Source organism: Rhizobacter sp. Root1238, from assembly GCF_001425825.1.
Taxonomy (GTDB): domain Bacteria; phylum Pseudomonadota; class Gammaproteobacteria; order Burkholderiales; family Burkholderiaceae_C; genus Rhizobacter.
In genome coordinates this window covers 37,199-55,021 of record NZ_LMDM01000016.1, presented here as the reverse complement: position 1 = coordinate 55,021, position 17,823 = coordinate 37,199, and the positions used below count along the sequence as shown (strand labels likewise).

The 17,823-nt window shown below is 71.2% G+C and carries 17 protein-coding genes and 1 pseudogene; 15 read left to right on the top strand and 3 right to left on the bottom strand.

Annotated features, from left to right (window positions below):
• The first annotated feature begins 2 nt into the window (after positions 1-2).
• From ASC98_RS14395 to ASC98_RS14365, 7 genes and pseudogenes are all read left to right on the top strand, one after another.
• Positions 3-770, top strand: a complete 768-nt coding sequence (locus tag ASC98_RS14395; RefSeq protein ID WP_056809470.1) for a DeoR/GlpR family DNA-binding transcription regulator — start codon at positions 3-5, stop codon at positions 768-770.
• Between the two features lie 696 nt (positions 771-1,466).
• Complete coding sequence (gene eat, locus ASC98_RS14390) at positions 1,467-2,834, top strand: ethanolamine permease (protein WP_056809468.1); 1,368 nt, start codon at positions 1,467-1,469, stop codon at positions 2,832-2,834.
• 6 nt (positions 2,835-2,840) lie between these two features.
• On the top strand, positions 2,841-4,247 hold the full coding sequence (locus tag ASC98_RS14385) for an ethanolamine ammonia-lyase subunit EutB (RefSeq protein WP_056809467.1): 1,407 nt from the start codon (positions 2,841-2,843) through the stop codon (positions 4,245-4,247).
• Positions 4,244-5,002 carry an ethanolamine ammonia-lyase subunit EutC gene (gene eutC, locus ASC98_RS14380; protein WP_056809464.1) on the top strand — a complete coding sequence of 253 codons (759 nt, stop codon included), beginning with the start codon at positions 4,244-4,246 and terminating at the stop codon, positions 5,000-5,002. The genes ASC98_RS14385 and eutC overlap by 4 nt, the downstream gene beginning before the upstream one ends.
• A gap of 41 nt (positions 5,003-5,043) precedes the next feature.
• A complete protein-coding gene (locus ASC98_RS14375; RefSeq protein ID WP_082541540.1) occupies positions 5,044-5,637 on the top strand; it encodes a dCMP deaminase family protein in 594 nt (197 codons plus the stop codon).
• Positions 5,638-5,735: 98 nt separating this feature from the next.
• Positions 5,736-6,029 (top strand): hypothetical protein, encoded by a 294-nt coding sequence (locus ASC98_RS14370; RefSeq protein ID WP_056809462.1) that lies wholly within the window; start codon positions 5,736-5,738, stop codon positions 6,027-6,029.
• Positions 6,030-6,087: 58 nt separating this feature from the next.
• Positions 6,088-6,949: pseudogene (locus ASC98_RS14365) on the top strand (neutral zinc metallopeptidase).
• Between the two features lie 111 nt (positions 6,950-7,060).
• Here ASC98_RS14365 and ASC98_RS14360 read toward each other — a convergent pair.
• Positions 7,061-9,592 (bottom strand): winged helix-turn-helix domain-containing protein, encoded by a 2,532-nt coding sequence (locus ASC98_RS14360; protein WP_162249202.1) that lies wholly within the window; start codon positions 9,590-9,592, stop codon positions 7,061-7,063.
• Positions 9,593-9,717: 125 nt separating this feature from the next.
• Here ASC98_RS14360 and ASC98_RS14355 point away from each other — a divergent pair, with 125 nt between their 5' ends.
• Positions 9,718-9,990: a DUF4242 domain-containing protein gene (locus ASC98_RS14355; RefSeq protein WP_056809525.1), complete on the top strand. Its 273-nt coding sequence runs from the start codon at positions 9,718-9,720 to the stop codon at positions 9,988-9,990.
• Between the two features lie 48 nt (positions 9,991-10,038).
• Positions 10,039-10,659: a flavin reductase family protein gene (locus ASC98_RS14350; protein WP_056820055.1), complete on the top strand. Its 621-nt coding sequence runs from the start codon at positions 10,039-10,041 to the stop codon at positions 10,657-10,659.
• Between the two features lie 9 nt (positions 10,660-10,668).
• Here ASC98_RS14350 and ASC98_RS14345 read toward each other — a convergent pair whose 3' ends face one another.
• A complete protein-coding gene (locus tag ASC98_RS14345) occupies positions 10,669-11,583 on the bottom strand; it encodes a LysR family transcriptional regulator (protein ID WP_056809457.1) in 915 nt (304 codons plus the stop codon).
• Positions 11,584-11,695: 112 nt separating this feature from the next.
• Between ASC98_RS14345 and ASC98_RS14340 the strand changes: the two genes are divergently transcribed.
• The 3 genes from ASC98_RS14340 to ASC98_RS14330 are packed head-to-tail and all read left to right on the top strand — an operon-like array spanning position 11,696 to position 14,195.
• A complete protein-coding gene (locus tag ASC98_RS14340; RefSeq protein WP_056809455.1) occupies positions 11,696-12,568 on the top strand; it encodes an NAD(P)H-binding protein in 873 nt (290 codons plus the stop codon).
• A gap of 23 nt (positions 12,569-12,591) precedes the next feature.
• A complete protein-coding gene (locus ASC98_RS14335; RefSeq protein ID WP_056809453.1) occupies positions 12,592-13,506 on the top strand; it encodes an aldo/keto reductase in 915 nt (304 codons plus the stop codon).
• Positions 13,503-14,195: a hypothetical protein gene (locus ASC98_RS14330; protein ID WP_056809451.1), complete on the top strand. Its 693-nt coding sequence runs from the start codon at positions 13,503-13,505 to the stop codon at positions 14,193-14,195. Before ASC98_RS14335 ends, ASC98_RS14330 begins: the two co-directional genes overlap by 4 nt.
• Here ASC98_RS14330 and ASC98_RS14325 read toward each other — a convergent pair.
• Positions 14,133-14,978, bottom strand: a complete 846-nt coding sequence (locus ASC98_RS14325; RefSeq protein ID WP_056809449.1) for a DUF2272 domain-containing protein — start codon at positions 14,976-14,978, stop codon at positions 14,133-14,135. The genes ASC98_RS14330 and ASC98_RS14325 overlap by 63 nt on opposite strands.
• 79 nt (positions 14,979-15,057) lie before the next feature.
• Between ASC98_RS14325 and ASC98_RS14320 the strand changes: the two genes are divergently transcribed.
• From ASC98_RS14320 to ASC98_RS14310, 3 genes are all read left to right on the top strand, one after another.
• Positions 15,058-15,546, top strand: coding sequence for an NUDIX hydrolase (locus ASC98_RS14320; RefSeq protein ID WP_235581272.1), 489 nt, complete (start codon positions 15,058-15,060; stop codon positions 15,544-15,546).
• A 43-nt stretch (positions 15,547-15,589) separates the two neighbouring features.
• A complete protein-coding gene (locus ASC98_RS14315) occupies positions 15,590-16,216 on the top strand; it encodes a LysE family translocator (protein WP_056809446.1) in 627 nt (208 codons plus the stop codon).
• Between the two features lie 188 nt (positions 16,217-16,404).
• Positions 16,405-17,766 (top strand): glycoside hydrolase family 19 protein, encoded by a 1,362-nt coding sequence (locus tag ASC98_RS14310; protein ID WP_235581271.1) that lies wholly within the window; start codon positions 16,405-16,407, stop codon positions 17,764-17,766.
• The last annotated feature ends 57 nt before the right edge of the window (positions 17,767-17,823 follow it).

Below are 17,823 nucleotides of genomic sequence, written 5' to 3'. Positions count from 1 at the left end.
CGATGTTGCAGGAAGACCGATACCAGCGACTGCGCGACCTGCTCGCGAACTTCCAGCGCTTGAGCACCGAGCGCATCGCGAGCGACCTCGGCGTCTCGCGCGAGACGGTGCGCCGCGACGTGATGGCGCTGGAGGCCACGGGTGAGTTGCGGCGCGTGCACGGGGGCGTGGTCGCGACCGCTCCGGAGCCGGAAGCGCCGATCGGAGAGCGCATCAAGGTGCGGCTGGCGGAGAAGCGGTCGATCGCGCGTGCTGCGGCCCGGCTGCTGCGGCCGGGCCAGACCTTGTTCCTCGATGCCGGCAGCACGGTGTCGGCGCTGGCGCAGGAGCTGGCGTCGTTGAGCGGCCTGACGGTGATCACCAACTCGTTCGATGTGGCGATGAAGCTGGTGGCGACCGACGCGCGGCGCCACGAGGTGATCCTGCTGGGCGGGCGCCCGGTGGCCGACATCGGCGCCACCTACGGCGAGCAGACCGTGGCCGAGATCCATCGCCACCATGCCGACGTGGCGCTGTTGTCGCCGGTATCGCTGCATGCGGTGCACGGCGCGACGAGCTACGAGCACCGCGAGGCGGAGGTGGCACGGGCGATGGTGGCCTGTTCGCAGCGGCGGGTGATGCTGGCCGACCACGGCAAGCTCGGGCAGACGAGCCGGGTCGGATGGTGCGCGGTGAACGACATCGACCAGATCGTCACCGACGGGCGGGCGCGCCGGATGCCGGCTCTTGAGGCGCTTCGGGAGGGGGGATGTGAAATTCTGATCGCTTGATGGCGAAGGCGCGGGTAGGGAGGCTGGGGCTCGCCGGTCGGTGCGGTCACCGCCCCTGGCGGGGCGATGACTGCCCTGCGCTGACTGGTTTCGCGGCCCGTCGCCGAAACTCCCTCCACTCACTTCGTTCGTTGTGGTCAAACAGTCGGCGACAGTCAGTTCACGAAGCGTGCTGCGCACGCGGGCCACGAAACCAGCCAGCTCCGGCGCCCCACCCTGATTGGCGCTCCCCAGCCTCCCTACCCGCGCCTTCGCCAGCACCGCCACGCTGTTTTTGGGGGAAAAGACTGAAGTGACCGTTGAGCACGAGAGCGTCTGCGCGTTCGTCGGTCACTTCAGTCTTTTCCCCCAAACACAAGGTGCTGGTCCTGCGCGGGGCGGCGGGTGGCGGGAGGCTGTGGGGGCGACTTCTGGGGCGACGGAGAAGATCGGTTTCGGGGGTGGCGCGCGCCAGCGCGCTTCGTAGACATGCTCATCGCCACTGTTTGACCACAACGAACGAAGTGAGTGGAGGGAGTTTGGCGATGCACCCCCGAAGCCGAGCTTCTTCGTGCAGTCGGCCCGCCAGGGCCGACCGCTCCAGCTGAGCCCCCACAGCCTCCCGCCACCCGCCGCCCCGCGCCGCGCCGCGCGGAACAGATCTTGCAAGAAACACGAAGCAGTCCCCTCCAACCTGACAGAGCGATCGGAGCGTCCATGCAAACGCAAACGGGTCATCTCAAAGCCACGCTGAACGCCTGGCACCTGTGGGGACTGGCCGTCGGGCTGGTCATCTCCGGCGAGTATTTCGGCTGGAGCTACGGCTGGGCCAGCGCCGGCACCCTCGGGTTCCTGGTCACCGCCACCGTCGTCGCGGCGATGTACACCACCTTCATCTTCAGCTTCACCGAACTCACCACCGCGATCCCGAACGCCGGCGGCCCGTTCGCCTACGCGAGCCGCGCCTTCGGCCCGGTCGGCGGCCTGATCGCCGGCTTCGCCACGCTGATCGAGTTCGTGTTCGCGCCGCCCGCCATCGCCATGGCCATCGGCGCCTACCTGCAGGTGCAGTTCCCGGCCGCCAGCCCGAAGCTGATGGCCTGCGGGGCCTACGTCGTGTTCATGGCGCTCAACATCGTCGGCGTGCGCACGGCCGCCACCTTCGAGCTGATCGTCACCGTGCTCGCGATCTTCGAGCTGCTCGTCTTCATGGGCGTCGTCGCACCGGGCTTCTCGGTGGCCAACTTCGTCGCCCACGGCTGGGCCGGGCAGGACAGCTTCAGCCCGCTCGCGCTGTCGGGCATGTTCGCCGCCATTCCGTTTGCGATCTGGTTCTTCCTCGCGATCGAAGGCGTCGCGATGGCCGCCGAGGAAGCGAAAGACCCGAAACGCACCATCCCGGTCGCCTACATCGCCGGCATCGTCACGCTGGTGCTGCTGGCGATCGGCGTGATGGTCTTCGCCGGCGGCGTCGGCGACTGGCGCAAGCTCTCCAACATCAACGACCCGCTGCCCCAGGCCATGAAGTCCGTCGTCGGCGAGAACAGCGGCTGGCTGCACATGCTGGTGTGGATCGGGCTGTTCGGGCTCGTCGCCTCGTTCCACGGCATCATCCTCGGCTACTCGCGTCAGATGTTCGCGCTGGCCCGCGCCGGCTTCCTGCCCGCCTGGCTCGCCGCCATCCACCCGCGCTTCGGCACGCCGCACCGCGCGGTGCTGGCCGGCGGCGCGATCGGCATCGCGGCGATCTTCAGCGACGAGCTGTTCTCGTTCGGCGGCCAGACCCTCACCGCCAACATCGTCACGATGTCGGTGTTCGGCGCGATCGTGATGTACATCATGTCGATGCTCAGCCTGTTCGCGCTGCGCAAGAAGGAGCCCGGCCTCGCGCGGCCGTTCCCCGCCATCGGCTACCCGCTGTTCCCGGCCATCGCGCTCGCGCTCGCGCTGCTGTGCCTGGTGGCGATGGTCTGGTACAACCTGTTGCTGTCGCTGATCTTCGCCGGGCTGATGGCCGCGGCCACCGTGCTCTTCCTGGTCAGCGGCCGTGAACGGCGCGCCGCAGCGCTTGCCGCACAGCCCTGAGGCCCCATGCGCTACCGCCACACCATCGGCACGCAGACCTGGCAGTTCGCCGACCTGAAGGCGGTGATGGCGCGCGCCACGCCGGCGCGCTCCGGCGACCAGCTCGCCGGCATCGCGGCCGGCAGCGCCGCCGAGCGCATGGCCGCGCGCATGTGCCTGGCCGACCTGCCGCTGCAGCGCTTCCTCGACGAGGCGCTGGTGCCGTATGAAGACGACGAGGTCACCCGGCTGATCGTCGACACGCACGACCGCGCGGCCTTCGCACCCATCGCGCACCTGACGGTCGGCGGCTTGCGCGACTGGCTGCTCTCCGATGCGGCCGACGAGGCCACGCTGGCGCGCGTGCGCCCCGGCATCACGCCCGAGATTGCGGCGGCTGTCAGCAAGCTGATGCGCCACCAGGACCTGATCCTCGTCTCCCGCAAGTGCCGCGTCGTCACCCGCTTTCGCAACACCATCGGGCTGCCCGGCCGGCTCTCGGTGCGCCTGCAGCCCAACCACCCGACCGACAGCCCGCGCGGCATCGCGGTGTCGATGCTCGACGGCCTGCTCTACGGCGCCGGCGATGCGGTGATCGGCATCAACCCGGTCAGCGACAGCATGCCGGCGCTGGTCGACCTGCTGCACCTGCTCGACGAACTGATCCGCCGCTTCGAGATCCCGACCCAGTCGTGCATCCTGACCCACGTCACCAACACCGTGCAGGCGATCGAGGCCGGCGCGCCGGTCGACCTGGTGTTCCAGTCGGTCGCCGGCACGCAACGGGCGAACGCCAGCTTCGGCATCGACCTCGCACTGCTGCGCGAGGCGCAAGCGGCCGCGCTGTCGCTGAAGCGAGCGACGGTGGGCGACCCGGCCACCGCCAACGTGATGTATTTCGAGACCGGCCAGGGCTCGGCGCTGTCGGCCGATGCGCACCACGGCGTCGACCAGCAGACCTGCGAGGCGCGGGCCTACGCGGTGGCGCGCGCGTTCTCGCCGCTGTTGACCAACACGGTGGTCGGCTTCATCGGGCCGGAGTACCTGTACGACGGCAAGCAGATCATCCGCGCCGGGCTGGAGGACCACTTCTGCGGCAAGCTGATGGGCCTGCCGCTCGGCTGCGACGTCTGCTACACCAACCATGCCGAGGCCGATCCGGACGACATGGACACGCTGATGACGCTGCTCGGCACGGCCGGGCTGAGCTTCATCATGGGCGTGCCGGGCGCCGACGACATCATGCTCAACTACCAGAGCACCTCGTTCCACGACGCGCTGTACCTGCGCGAGTTGCTCGGCCTGCAGCGCGCGCCCGAGTTCGAGGCCTGGCTGCACAAGATGCGCATCACCGACGAGGCCGGCCGCGTGCTGCCGATCGCGGCCGGGCACAGCCTGATCGAGCGCATGGACCTGCCGAGGCTCGCGGCATGACGAAAGACCCGGTCACCCGCGATCCGTGGGACGGGCTGCGCCAGCACACCGCGGCGCGGGTGGCGCTCGGCCGCGCCGGGGTCAGCCTGCCGACCGGCGAGCTGCTGCGCTTCGGCGTGGCCCATGCGCAGGCGCGCGATGCGGTGCACCTGCCGCTCGATGCCGATGCGCTGTGCGCGACGCTGCAGCAGGCCGGCTGGCCGTCGCTGCAGGTGCACAGCGCGGCACCCGACCGCGCGACCTACCTGCTGCGGCCCGACCTCGGCCGGCGGCTCGATGAAGCCTCGATGGCCCGGCTGGCCGACCAGCCGGGCGGCTTCGACGTGCAACTGGTGGTCGGCGACGGCCTGTCGTCGCTGGCGGTGAGCCGCCATGCGGCGCCGCTGATCGCCGAGGTCCGCGCGCAGGCGCCGCCCGCCTGGTCCTTCGGCCCGGTCGTCGTCGCGCGGCAGGCCCGGGTCGCGCTCGGCGACCCGGTCGGCGAGCTGCTGAAGGCGCGACTGGTCGTGATGCTGATCGGCGAGCGCCCGGGGCTCAGTTCGCCGGACAGCCTCGGCGCCTACCTGACCTGGGCGCCGCGGCGCGGGCGCAGCGACGCCGAGCGCAACTGCATCTCGAACGTGCGGCCCGAGGGCCTGCCGTATGCGCAGGCCGCGCGCAAGCTGGTGTGGCTGGCCGGCGAATCGCTGCGGCTGCAGCTGAGCGGCGTGGCCCTGAAGGACCGCAGCGACGTGGCCGAGCTGCCGCCGGCGTGACGAACGAAGCCGGACCCCCGGCCGGCCCTAACATCGCGGTCATGCAAAACACCCCGCTGATCCACTGGCATTCGATGTTCATGGGCGTCGCGCTGCTCGCGGCGGCCCGCTCCAAGGACGGCCGCAAGCGCAACGGCGCCTGCATCGCGAGCGCCGACAACAAGATCCTGGGCGTCGGCTACAACGGCCTGCCGCGCGGCTGCGACGACGACGATCCGTCGTACTGGAGCGACATCGACGACGACCCGGTGCAGTCGCGCCACAGCTACATCGTGCATGCCGAGGTGAACGCGATCCTGAATTGCGTCGTGCTGCCGCTCACCGCCAGCACGATCTACACCACCCAGTTCCCGTGCCCGCGCTGCGTGCAGTCGATCATCCAGGTCGGCATCAAGCGGGTGGTGTTCCTCGAGAAGAAATCCCACCAGGTCGCGCTGAACCAGGCGTCCGACAAGATGCTGGCCGACGCCGGCATCGACGTGCTGTCGCTCGAGGCGCTGGAGGCGCCCGCCGCCGAGTGGTGCGACAAGCTCGACGATTTCATCCGCGACACCGGGCCGGTGGTGCATGGTGCGGTGGTGGCCGGCGAACCGCCACCGCCAGCGCCGCCGCCGGCAGCTCCCACGCCGAAGTAGCACCGCCGCACCCTCCATATCGCCGGATCGCCGGCCGTGCACGCTGGCTATCGTGTGCAGCACGGCGCAGGTCTCGCGCCGTGATGCATGGAGGTCTCATGCCGGCCCTGACAGAATCGTTCTCTCCGTCGCAGTTCTCCCCGTCGCAACAGCCGCCGGCGCCCGACGCGCTGCGCCAACGGCCGCTGATCGCCGACCTGCTTGCGCTGTCGGGCTTTCGCACGCTGATGGCCCGCGAGGGAACCCCGGTCAACATCGCCCGCATGATGTTCGACCGGCCCTACGCCTACGAGCGCATCGCGGTGGCCCATGGCAGCGCCGATGCGGCGCTGCAACGCGCGGCGCTGCAGCTGTTCGGCCTCTACCTCGCGAGCGACCCCGACATCCACTGAGCCCGGCGCGGGCCTTCTCGTTACCATGGCCCCTCCAGCCACCAGCCGGGGGAACAGCATGAAGTGGGAAGGCAACCGTGAGAGCGACAACGTCGAAGACGCCCGCAGCGGCGGTGGTGGCGGCGGCGGCGGTTTCGGCGGCCGCAGCATCGGCATCGGCTCGGTGGCGATCGCGCTGGTCGCCGGCTGGGTCTTCGGCGTCAACCCGCTGACGGTGCTGAGCCTGCTGAGCGGCGGCGGGGGCGGCGCGGCGCCCACGCAGCAGCAGGCGCCTGCCGGCAAGCCGCCGGCCGACGACAAGATGGCACGCTTCGTCTCGGTCGTGCTGGCCGACACCGAAGACGTCTGGCGCGCCAAGTTCCAGCAGATGGGCAGCACCTACCGCGAGCCGAAGCTGCGCCTGTTCCGCGGCAGCGAGCCGACCGCCTGCGGGCGCGGGCAGGCCGTGCCCGGGCGACCAGAAGGTCTACATCGACCTGAGCTTCTACGAGACGATGCGCACCCGGCTCGGCGCGCCCGGCGATTTCGCGCAGGCCTATGTCATCGCACACGAGGTCGGCCACCATGTGCAGAACCTGATGGGCATCAGCGGCAAGGTCGACGGCATGCGCGGGCGCGTCAGCGAGGCGCAGCAGAACGCGCTGAGCGTGCGGCTGGAGCTGCAGGCCGACTGCTTCGCCGGCATCTGGGCCCACGACGCGCAGAGCGCGCGCCAGATCCTGGAGCAGGGCGACGTCGAAGAGGCGCTGAACGCCGCCACCCAGATCGGCGACGACACGCTGCAGCGCAAGTCGCAAGGCACGGTCGTGCCGGAAACCTTCACGCACGGCACCAGCGCGCAGCGCGTCAGCTGGTTCAAGCGCGGCTTCCAGACCGGCAGCGTCGAGCAGTGCAACACCTTCGAGGCGCGGCAGCTCTGATGGATGACGGCTCCTCGGTCGGTGGGTACATCGACCGATCCCCGAGGGGATGCAGGCCGGCCCTTCGACAGGCTCAGGACAGGCTTGGGGCGGCCGGGCGCCCGGCCTGCGTCAGCCGCCGGCCTCGAACGCCAGTTCGCACGCCTCGCCGATCGCCAGCAGCTCGCCCTCGGCCTGCCACGCCGCCAGCTCGGCGGCGTCGGGGTGCCGGGCCAGCAGCTCGGCCAGCCGCAAGCGGTCGTTCTCTTCGTTCGGTTGCCGCACCAGCCGGCCGCGTTCGCGGTAGTTGCGCACCGACGCGCCGGCCAGCCGCGCCGCCGCATCGGGCCGGCCCGACAGCGCATGCAGCCGGCCGAACAGGTCGAGCATCGACCACATGCAGGTGTCTTCCGGCAGCCGCCGCAGCCGCCGCGCACAGTCGGCGACCACCGCCCGCGCGCGCGCCACGTCGCCGTGGTCGAGCAGCGCGCCGACGAGGTTCGCGAACAACGTGAATTCGTTGGCCGACGCCCGTCCCGGAGGCAGGCGCGGCAGCAGCGCCTCGCCGCGCCGGATCGCGTCGGCGGTGCGGCCGGTGTGGCGGTCGATGTCGACCAGGTTCGCGCCGGTGCGCAGCGTGCCTTCGAGGTAGCCGTCGCGCTCACACAATCCCACCAGCGACAGCAGCGTCTCGCGCGCCCGCTCGGCATCGCCGCCGGTGAAGTCGAGCACCGCCTCGGTGGTGCGACCGTGCGTCAGCACCGGCGCCGGCCAGCGCGGGTCCTCGATTGCCTTCGCGCGCGCCAGCGCCCGCCGTGCCTCAGGGTGGTCGATGCGCCAGTTCAGCGCGAACTCGGCCCAGGCCAGGTACTCGCCGCGCGTGTCTTCCAGCTCGGCATAGCGTTGCGCGGCCAGCTCGGCGGCGGCGCGGCAGCGCAGCGGGTACTCGGTGCTGTGCGCGCGGGCCACGGCCTCCCAGAAGCGCGCGAGCACGCGCTTCGGCAAGCCGTCGGACAGCCGTCCGACCAGCGCCTCGCCGCGCTCGCGGGCCTCGGCCTGCAGCAGCTGCGCGCCCCACAGCGGTGACGACGACCCGTACAGCGCGACCGCGGTGTCCGGGTCGTTCGCGGTGGCCTCGTCGAGCGCGGCGCGCAGGTCGTCGAGTTCGGGCGCCCAGCGCTCGCGCCAGGCCCCGGGTGTGCCGTGCGGGTTCGAGCGCCAGTGGTCCTCGTAGGCCTCGTCGAACACCGCGCGCATGCCGCGCGCGAAGCCGGCGCGCACGACCGCCGCTTCGCCCGAGGCCTGCAGCCTGTCGAGCGCATACAGCCGGATGCTCTCCGGCAGGCGGTAGCGCGGCGCGCTGGCGCGGTCGACGCTCAGCAGCGAGCGGTCGGCGAGGTCGAGCAGGGTCTCGATGACGCGCGGCGCCGGCAGACCGTCGTCGGCCAGGCACAGCGCGGCGCGGTCGAGCTCGAACGCGCCGGGGAACACGCCGAGCCGGCGGAACACCTGCTGCTCGGTCGGCGACAGCAGCCCGTGGCTCCAGTCGAGCGCCGCGGCGAGCGCGTTCTGCCGCGACGCCGGCACCTGCGGCAACGGCGCCAGCAGCCCCAGTCGCTGCTGCAGCCGCTCGGCGAGCGCGGCCAGCCCGAGCGCCGGCAGCCGCGCCGCCGCCAGCTCGATCGCGAGCGCGTTGCCGTCGAGGCGGCGGCAGATGTCGATGGCCGCATCGATGCTGCGGGCATCGCGCGGCAGCGGACTGCCGGCGCCGGCCGCGCGTTCGGCCAGCAGTTGCACCGCGCCGCAGCGCGCGGCCTCGTCCACCGAGGCGCCCGCCGCCGGCAGCCCGAGCGGGCCGAGGCGCAGCAGCCGCTGCGCCGGATCGCGCAGCGGCACCTGGCTGGTCACCAGCACCGACACCTGCGGCGTCGCTTGCACCAGCGCCGCGGCCAGCCGCGCCACCTCCGGCGCCAGGTGGTCGGCGTTGTCGAGCACCAGCAGCAGCGCGCGCGGCTTCAGGCGCCGCGCCAGCGCGGCCCGCGTGTCTTCGCCGGCCACCGGCTTCAGGCCCATCGTGCCGGCGATGGTCGGTGCGATCTGCGCGCCGTCCGTCAGCGGTGCCAGGTCGATCCACCAGGTGCCGTCGCGGTAGCACGCCCGCCGCTGTGCGGCGGCGGCCATCGCGAGCTGCGTCTTGCCGACGCCCGGGCCGCCGCACACCGTCACCAGCGGATGGGCGTCGAGCAGCGCGCCCAGCTCGGCCAGTTCGTGCGCGCGGCCGATCAGCGACGGCGTGCGGGCCGGCAGGTTGCCGGGGAGGTCGTCGGACGCGTTGTCGCCTGCCGGCTCGGCGGGCTGCGCATCGCCGCGCGACACCTCCAGCGCGAAGCGGTAGCCGCAGCCGGCGATGGTCGAGATTGCCGGCGCGCCCAGCAGCTTGCGCAGCTGCGCGACGTGCACCGCGATGTTGTTCTCCTCGACCACCAGGCCGGCCCAGACCTGCTGCATCAGCTCGTCCTTCGACACCAGCTGCCCGGCGCGCTCGACCAGCGCGACCAGCACGCCGAACGCGCGGGCGGTGAGCGTCAGCGCTTGGCCATCGCGCAGCAGCAGGCGCTGGTCGGGCTGCAGTTCGAAGTCGCCGAAACGGTACATCGCAGGCATGGCGGTTCGCTCCTCGGGTGGCAGCGCGCCGGCTGTCGAATTCATGCGGAATTCAGACGCGCTTGATGACCGGGCCGGGCCCCGTGCAGGAGCATCGGGCACCTCAACCCCCACAGGAGTGCGACATGCCCAAGTTCGTGATCGAGAGAGACATCCCCGGCGCCGGCCAGCTTACACCGCAGGACCTGAAGGCCATATCCCGAAAGTCGTGCGGCGTGCTCAACAGCATGGGCCCGGCGATCCAGTGGGTGCACAGCTACGTGACCGACGACCGCCTCTACTGCATCTACCAGGCGCCCGACGCGGCGACGGTGCGCCGGCATGCGGAGCTGGGCGGGTTTCCGGCCAACCGGGTCTCGCAGGTGCGCTCGGTGATCGAGCCCGCGACGGCGGAGTGAGTCCCGTGTGAGCCGCCGGCGCGGCACCGATCTTGCGTGGCCGCGCCGATGGACATCGACTTCCGCGAGCTCGGCGCCTACGAGCGCTACAAGCTGATGGCCAGCCTGATCGTGCCGCGGCCGATCGCGCTGGTCACGACGCTCGGCGCCGACGGCGTCGTCAACGCCGCGCCGTTCAGCATGTTCAACATGCTCGGGGAAGACCCGCCGCTGGTGTTCATCAGCGTCAACCGCCTGCACGACGGCCGGCTGAAGGACACCGCGGCCAACATCCTGCGCAGCGGCGAGTTCGTCGTGCACCTGACCGACGAGGCGATGAGCGCGCAGATGCACGCCTGCGGCAGTGCGCTGCCGCCGCACCGGAGCGAACTCGACCATGCCGGGCTCACCGCGCTGCCGTCGCGCTGCGTCGCGCCGCCGCGCATCGCGCAGGCGCCGGTGGCGTTCGAATGCGTGCTGCACGAGACGCTGGAGACCGACAGCCGCTACGTCTTCCTCGGCCGCATCCTGTGGCTCGCGGTGCGCGACGGGCTGGTCGACGCCGAGCGCTGGCGCGTGCGCCTGCAGGACTACCACCCGGTCGGCCGCTTCGGCGCGAGCTTCTACGTGACGACGAACGATCGCTTCGCGATCGATGCGCAGCGCTCGAACGCGATCGACGAGCTGTGAGGTTTCGAGTCACGCGGGCGGCGTCGCCTTCAGCACCTCGACGACGAACTCGATGAACGCCCGCACCTTGGCCGCCGGCCATTGGCGCGACGGGTAGAGCGCGTACAGCGGGAAGCGCTCGTCGGGCCAGTCGGGGAACAGGTCGACCAGCTGCCCGCTGTCGAGCCGGTCCTGGATGCCGATCGCCTTGATCTGCGCGATGCCGGTGCCGGCCAGGCAGCTTTCGAGCAGCGTGCCGGGGTCGGTCAGCATCAGGCGGCCGCTGGTCGGCACCTTCAGGTGCTTGCGGCCGCGCAGGAACTCCCAGGCGAACGGCTGGCCGGTCGCCATGTCACGCACCTGCAGGCAGGCGTGCCGGGCCAGCTCGGCCGGCGCGGCCGGGCGGCCGTGCTGCTTCAGGTAAGCCGGCGACGCGACGGTGACGATGCGGCTCTCCAGCAGCTTGCTCGCCACCAGCGACGAACTCGGCGGCTCGCCGAAGCGCACCGCAAGGTCGAAGCCCTCGCCGACCAGGTCGCCGAGCTGCTCGCGGGCGATCAACTCGAGCGTCAGGTCGGGATGCAGCGCGAGGAAGCGCGGCAGGTGCGGCGCGAGCAGCAGGCGCGACGTGAACGCATCGGTGTTGACGCGCAGGCGCCCCTGCACGGTGCCGGACGAACTGGTGGCGTGCGTCACCGCGTCTTCGATGCCGAGCACCAGCGGGTTGATGTCGGCGTAGAGCCGGCGGCCTTCGTCGGTCAGGTTCAGCGAGCGCGTCGTGCGGTCGAGCAGGCGCACGCCGATGCGCGCCTCGAGCCGCGCAATGGCCCGGCTGACGCCGGACGGCGTGATGCCCAACGCCTCGGCCGCGCGAACGAAGCTGCCGCCTTCGATCACCGCGGCGAGCACGCCGACGTTGGAGAGCAGCCGGCCATCGAGGGGCATCGTCGTTTCGTTTCGTGATTGAGTGTCAGCAATGATATGCCGCTGAAGACATTTACTCAAAGCGATCCGGTTCCTACGATTCATCCCTTCGAAACGACGAAAGGACATCTTCATGCATGCCATCACCGGAATCACCGGCCAGGTCGGGGGCGCGGTTGCGCGCGAACTGCTGGCGCGCGGCGAGCGGGTGCGCGCCGTCGTGCGCGACGCCGACAAGGCGCGCGCCTGGGCGGTGCTCGGCTGCGAGCTGGCGCTGGCGTCGATGGACGATGCCGCCGCGCTGGCGCGTGCGTTCGATGGCGCGACGAGCGTGTTCGTGCTGCCGCCGCCGGTGTTCGACCCGGCGCCGGGCTTTCCCGAGGCACGGGCGGCGGCGGCGGCGCTCGACCACGCGCTGCGCACCGCGCGGCCAACGCGCGTGGTCTGCCTGTCGACGATCGGCGCCCAGTCGGCGCAGGCCAACCTGTTGAGCCAGCACACGCTGATGGAAGAGGTGTGGTCGGCGCTGCCGCTGGACCTGACGATCCTGCGGCCGTCGTGGTTCCTCGAGAACCTGCGCTGGGATGTCGATGCGGCGCGCAACCAGGGCGTCATCCAGGCCGTCCTGCAGCCGACGAACCGGCCGGTGCCGATGGTCGCGACGGCCGACATCGGGCGCGTCGCGGCGCAGTTGCTGACGGAAGCGGGGCAGGGTCGGCGCATCGTCGAACTCGACGGCCCGGTGCCGGTCAGCCCGGATGACATCGCGGCGGCCTTGTCGCAGGCGCTCGGCCGGCCGGTGCGTGCCGAAGCGGTGCCGCGCGCGGGCTGGGATGCGCTGTTCCGCAGCCAGGGCATGCGCAACCCCGAGCCGCGCATCCGGATGCTGGACGGCTTCAACGAAGGCTGGATCCGGTTCGAGGGCGGCGCGGCGACGCGGGTCCGCGGCACGACCACGCTGGCCGATGTTGTCGAGCAGCTCGTGGGGCTGATGCCCCCGCGTTGACCGCCGCGACGCAGAATCGGTGCATGCGCATCGATCCCTGCACCCGGCGCGACTGGATCGGCGGCCTGGCCGCCAGCGCGCTGCTCGGCGCGGCGCCGGCCCGCGCGGCTGGGGTGCTCGAACGCCGCATCCCGTCCAGCGGCGAGACGCTGCCGGTGATCGGCCTGGGCAGCTGGATCACGTTCAACGTCGGCCACGACCGCGCCGCGCGCGATGCCTGCACCGAGGTGGTCCGCGCGTTCTTCGCCGAGGGCGGCCGGCTGATCGATTCGTCGCCGATGTACGGCTCGTCGCAACCGACCATCGGCCACGCGCTGGCGCAGCTCGGGCGGCCGACGGCGCTGTTCTCGGCCGAGAAGGTGTGGATCGGCGATGCGCAGCGCGGTGCGGCGCAGATCGAGGCCTCGCGCGCTTTCTGGGGCGTGCCGCGCTTCGACCTGATGCAGGTGCACAACCTGCTGTCGTGGCAGGAGCACCTGCCGCGGCTGTTCGACATGAAAAAGGCAGGGCGGCTGCGCTATGTCGGCATCACGACCTCCGAAGGCCGGCGCCATGCCGAGCTGGAGCAGGTGATGCGCACGCAGCCGATCGACTTCGTGCAGCTCACGTACAACCTGGTCGACCGCGAGGCGGAGCAGCGCCTGCTGCCGCTGGCGCAGCAGCGCGGCATCGCGGTGCTGGTGAACCGGCCGCTGCGCGGCGGCGCGCTGATGGATGCGCTGGCGCGCCGGCGCCTGCCGGGCTGGGCGGCCGAGATCGACTGCACGAGCTGGGCGCAGGTCGCGCTGAAGTTCGTCGTCTCGCAGCCGGGGGTGACCTGCGCGATCCCGGCCACCAGCCAGCTGGCGCACCTGCGCGAGAACATGGCGGCGGCGCGCGGGCGCCTGCCCGATGCGGCGCTGCGCGAACGGATGGCGCGCGAGGTCGGCGCGCCGTGAGCGAGTGGTGGACCTACCGGCCGTCGAGCTTCCTGATGTTCTCGCCGCGCCTGTACGGGCGGCTGTTCGAATCGCTGAACGACGCGTGGTGGCCGATGCCCTGGGCCGCGATGGCGGTGGCCTCGGCCTGGCTGCTCTGGCGCGCGCGCGGTGGGCGCGACGAACGGGTGCTGCGCGGGGCGCTCGCCTTCGTCGCGCTGTGCTGGGCGTTCACCGCCTGGGCCTTCCTGCTCGAACGCTTCGCGCCGATCTTCTGGCCGGCCACCTACGCCGTGGCGGCGTTCGGGCTGCAGGCCGCCGGGTTGCTGATGGTGGCGCTGCACGGTGGCCTCGGCCTGTCGACCCGGCGCTGGCGGGTGGGCTCCGGCACGGCGCTGGCGGCGTGGGCGGTGCTCGGTCATCCGTGGATCGCGTCGATGCTCGGGCACCCGTGGCAGCAGGCCGAGTTCTTCGGCCTCGCACCCGACCCGACGGTGCTGGGGACGCTGGCGCTGTTGCTGCTCGCCGAGCCGTCGACCGTGGCAGCGCGCCGCGGGCTGCGCCTGCTGTGGGTCGTGCCGCTCGCGTGGTGCGCGGTCAGCGTCGCGCTGCACGCGACGATGGCGGCGTCGCGCCATGCCGCGGTGTCAGTCGAGCGGCTCGGTGTGCAGGCGCATCACCAGGTTCCAGGCCCGGCCGGCCCCGGGTGACGCGGCGACGCGGCCCTGCTCGTCGAGCTCGACGGTGCTGCGCGACACCGCTTGCTGCACGTTGCCGCCGATCGCTTCGAGCCGGCGCGCACTGAAGTCGACGCGCACGACGAGGTCGCAGTGCATCGGCGTCGGCGTCTCGCCGGCGGTGATGCGGTCGATCTCGGCCGGCGCGATGCGGGCACCTTCGCGCAGCGCGCAGATCAGGTCGCCGGGCAGCGCGATCGCGGGCGTCGGGACGACGTCATGCGCCGACGTCAGGCGGTCGCGCGCCGCGACGATGTAGTCCGCATGCGACTTGCCGAAGCGGAACTCCGATTCGCTGAAGCCGGCGCGCCGCAGCACCGCGCTGATGAACGCCGCAGACCAGGCCGGCGTCCAGTGCGGCGGGCCCCATTCGGGGGACCAGCGGGCCTCGCACTGGTCGGCCAGCGGGCAGGTGTGGCGCTGGATGCCGCCGGCGCCGCCGGGCCCGAGCGAGGCCCAGTAGCCGTTGACGACCGGGCACAGCGCCGCCGTCATCTCGCGGCCGCAGCCGTCGTCGACCTCGGCGCAGTCGCCGGAGGCCAGCACCGCGCACTGGGCGCCATCGGCCGTCGTGCCGACCCGCGGCGAGCCCCAGCGCTGCCACTCGGCCTCGGCGATCTGCAGCATCCGCGCAATGCGTTCCGGCCCGACGGTCGTGGGCACGACCGGGCCGCGCGTGACGCAGCCGGCGACGAGCAGCGCGGCCAGCAGCAAGCGCGTGGCGCGGAACAGGTGCGTGTCGCGAAGGGGGCGCATCGGAAGGATTGTCGGCGCAGGCGACCTGCCGTCGCGGCTACAGTCGCGCACCCTCGTTCAACAAGGTCCGGATACCGCCATGGGCATGATTTCCTTCGATGCCGGTTCGCATCGCTTCCACCTGAGGGCTGCGGCGATCGTCGTCCGTGGCGACGACGTGCTGCTGCACCGGGCAGAAGGCGACGATTTCTGGGCCTTGCCCGGCGGGCGGGTGGAGTCGGGTGAAGAGGCGGTCACCGCCGTCGCGCGTGAACTGCACGAGGAACTCGGACTCGTCATCCAGCCCGGGCCGCTGGTCCTGCTGGTCGAGAACTTCTTCGTCCACGGTGGCGAACGGCAGCATGAAGTCGGCCTGTACTTCACCGCCGAGGCACAGGGCGGAAGCCCGGTGCTCGCCGGCCCCGGTCCCTACCGAGGCGTCGAAGGCTCGCGAGAACTCATCTTCGCGTGGTTCCCGCGTTCAGCACTGAATCAGGTGGACCTGCGGCCGGAGTTCCTGGTCGGCGCACTCGCGGGACAAGACCTGTCTTTCAGGCACGTCGTGCAGCGCGACAGGCATGCGGGCTGATGGCTGTGCCCCGCTACAGTTGCCGCTCCACAGGAGATTGCCCATGCACATCGAGAACTGGCTTGCCTTCGTCGCCGCGTCCGCGGTGCTGCTGATCATCCCCGGCCCGACCATCCTGACCGTCATCAGCTACTCGATGGCGCATGGCCGGCGGGCCAACGTGCCGCTGATCGCGGCCGTCGCGCTGGGCGATTCGACCGCGCTGATCGTCTCGCTGCTCGGGCTCGGCGCGCTGCTGTCGGCCTCGGCCTTCTGGTTCACGGTGGTCAAGTTCGCCGGCGGGCTGTACCTGCTGGTCCTCGGCATCAAGCTGCTGCGCGCCGGCATCTCGCCGGCACCGGCCACCGCGGCGCCGGTGCCCGGTTCGTACTGGAAGCTGTTCGCCAACACCTACCTCGTGACGGCGCTGAACCCGAAGGGCATCGTGTTCTTCGTCGCCTTCCTGCCGCAGTTCATCCGCCCGGGCGTCGACGCCACGCAGCAGCTGTGGATCCTCGCCGTCACCTTCGTCGCGATGGCCACGCTGAACTCGACGCTCTACGCGGTGTTCGCCGCGTCGGCCCGCCAGGCGCTCGCATCGCCGCGGGCGCAGCGGCGCTTCAACCTCGCCGGCGGGTCGCTGCTGTCGGCGGCGGGGGTGTGGGCGCTGCTCGCCAGGCGGCCGGTGTAGAGGCTTCCCGCGCGAACCGGTGTCGTGCCGCGCCCGCGGCGCGACACGCTCACGTTGCAAGCCGTTTCTTGCACGCTGTTACCCGCATCCGTTCGTCCGACCGGTCAAATGCGAGCGCTTTCACGATCGCGCAGTCCGTGGAGCCCAGGAGTCGTTCGCATCTCCTCTTCAACACCGGAAAGACAACCATGTTCCACAAGACAAGACGTTGGGTGGCTTGCATCGCAAGCCTGTTGATACCGCTGGCCGGCTACTGCGCCGCGCCGGCTCCCGCTGCCACCGTGATGAGCGCAGCCGCCGTCTCGGCGGCCGCCTGCAGCTCGCAGACCTGGCAGTACGGCGTGTACTACCGCCTCGGCGACGTGGTCCGCTACCCGAACAACGGCAACTACTACAAGCTGGTCAACGTCGGCGGCAACGGCAGCGATGCCACCGACCCGACGATCAGCACCTGGTACTGGCAGCAGACCACCTGCGACAGCGGCGGTGGTGGTGGCGGTGGCGGTGACGGTGGAGCCACCGTGACGTGGCAAGCCGGCGTGTTCTATCGCCTGGGCGACGTGGTCAAGTACCCCGGCAACGGCAGCTGCTACAAGCTGGTCAACGTCGGTGGCAACGGCAGCGACGGCACCGATCCGACGATCAGCACCTGGTACTGGCAACCGACCGCCTGCGGCAGCACGGGCGGTGGCGGAGGGGGCGGAGGCGGCGGTGGTGGCGGTGGCAACACCGGCTGCACCGCGGTCGACTGGCAGGCGGGCGTGTACTACCGGCAGGGCGACGTCGTGCGCTACCCGGGCAACGGCAGCTACTACAAGCTGGTCAACGTCGGCGGCAACGGCAGCGACGGCACCGACCCGACGATCAGCACCTGGTACTGGCAACCGACCACCTGCGGCGGCACGGGCGGTGGCGGCGGTGGTGGTGGCAACACCGGCGGCTCGTTCATCGTCAGCGAGGGCCAGTTCAACCAGATGTTCCCGAGCCGCAACGGGCTGTACACCTACGCCGGCCTGGTCAACGCGATGAGCGGCTGGCCTGCGTTCGCGAAGACCGGCAGCGACACGATCAAGCGCCAGGAGGCCGCGGCCTTCCTGGCCAACGTCGCGCACGAGTCGGACAGCCTGCGCGCGACGCGCGAGTACAACCAGGCGAACTGGCCGCTGTACTGCGACTGGAACAGCGGTTGCGCCCCCGGCCAGCAGTACTACGGCCGCGGCCCGATCCAGCTGAGCTGGAACTACAACTACCGCGCGGCCGGCCAGGCCATCGGCGTGGACCTGTGGAGCAACCCGGACCTGGTGGCGACCGATTCGACGATCGCCTGGAAGACCGCGATCTGGTACTGGATGACCGGCACCGGCGCCGCCGGCGTGACGCCGCACAACGCGATGGTCAATTCGTGGGGCTTCGGCGTCACGATCAACGCGATCAACGGCTCGCTGGAATGCGGTGGCCGCCGTCCCGATGCGGTGCAGACGCGGATCAACTTCTACCGCAGCTTCACCGGCATCATCGGCGTCGACCCGGGTGGCAACCTGAGCTGCTGATTTCGAGCAATCCTCGCAGCAAGTAGATGCGGCCGGCGCGTGAGCGCCGGCCGTTTT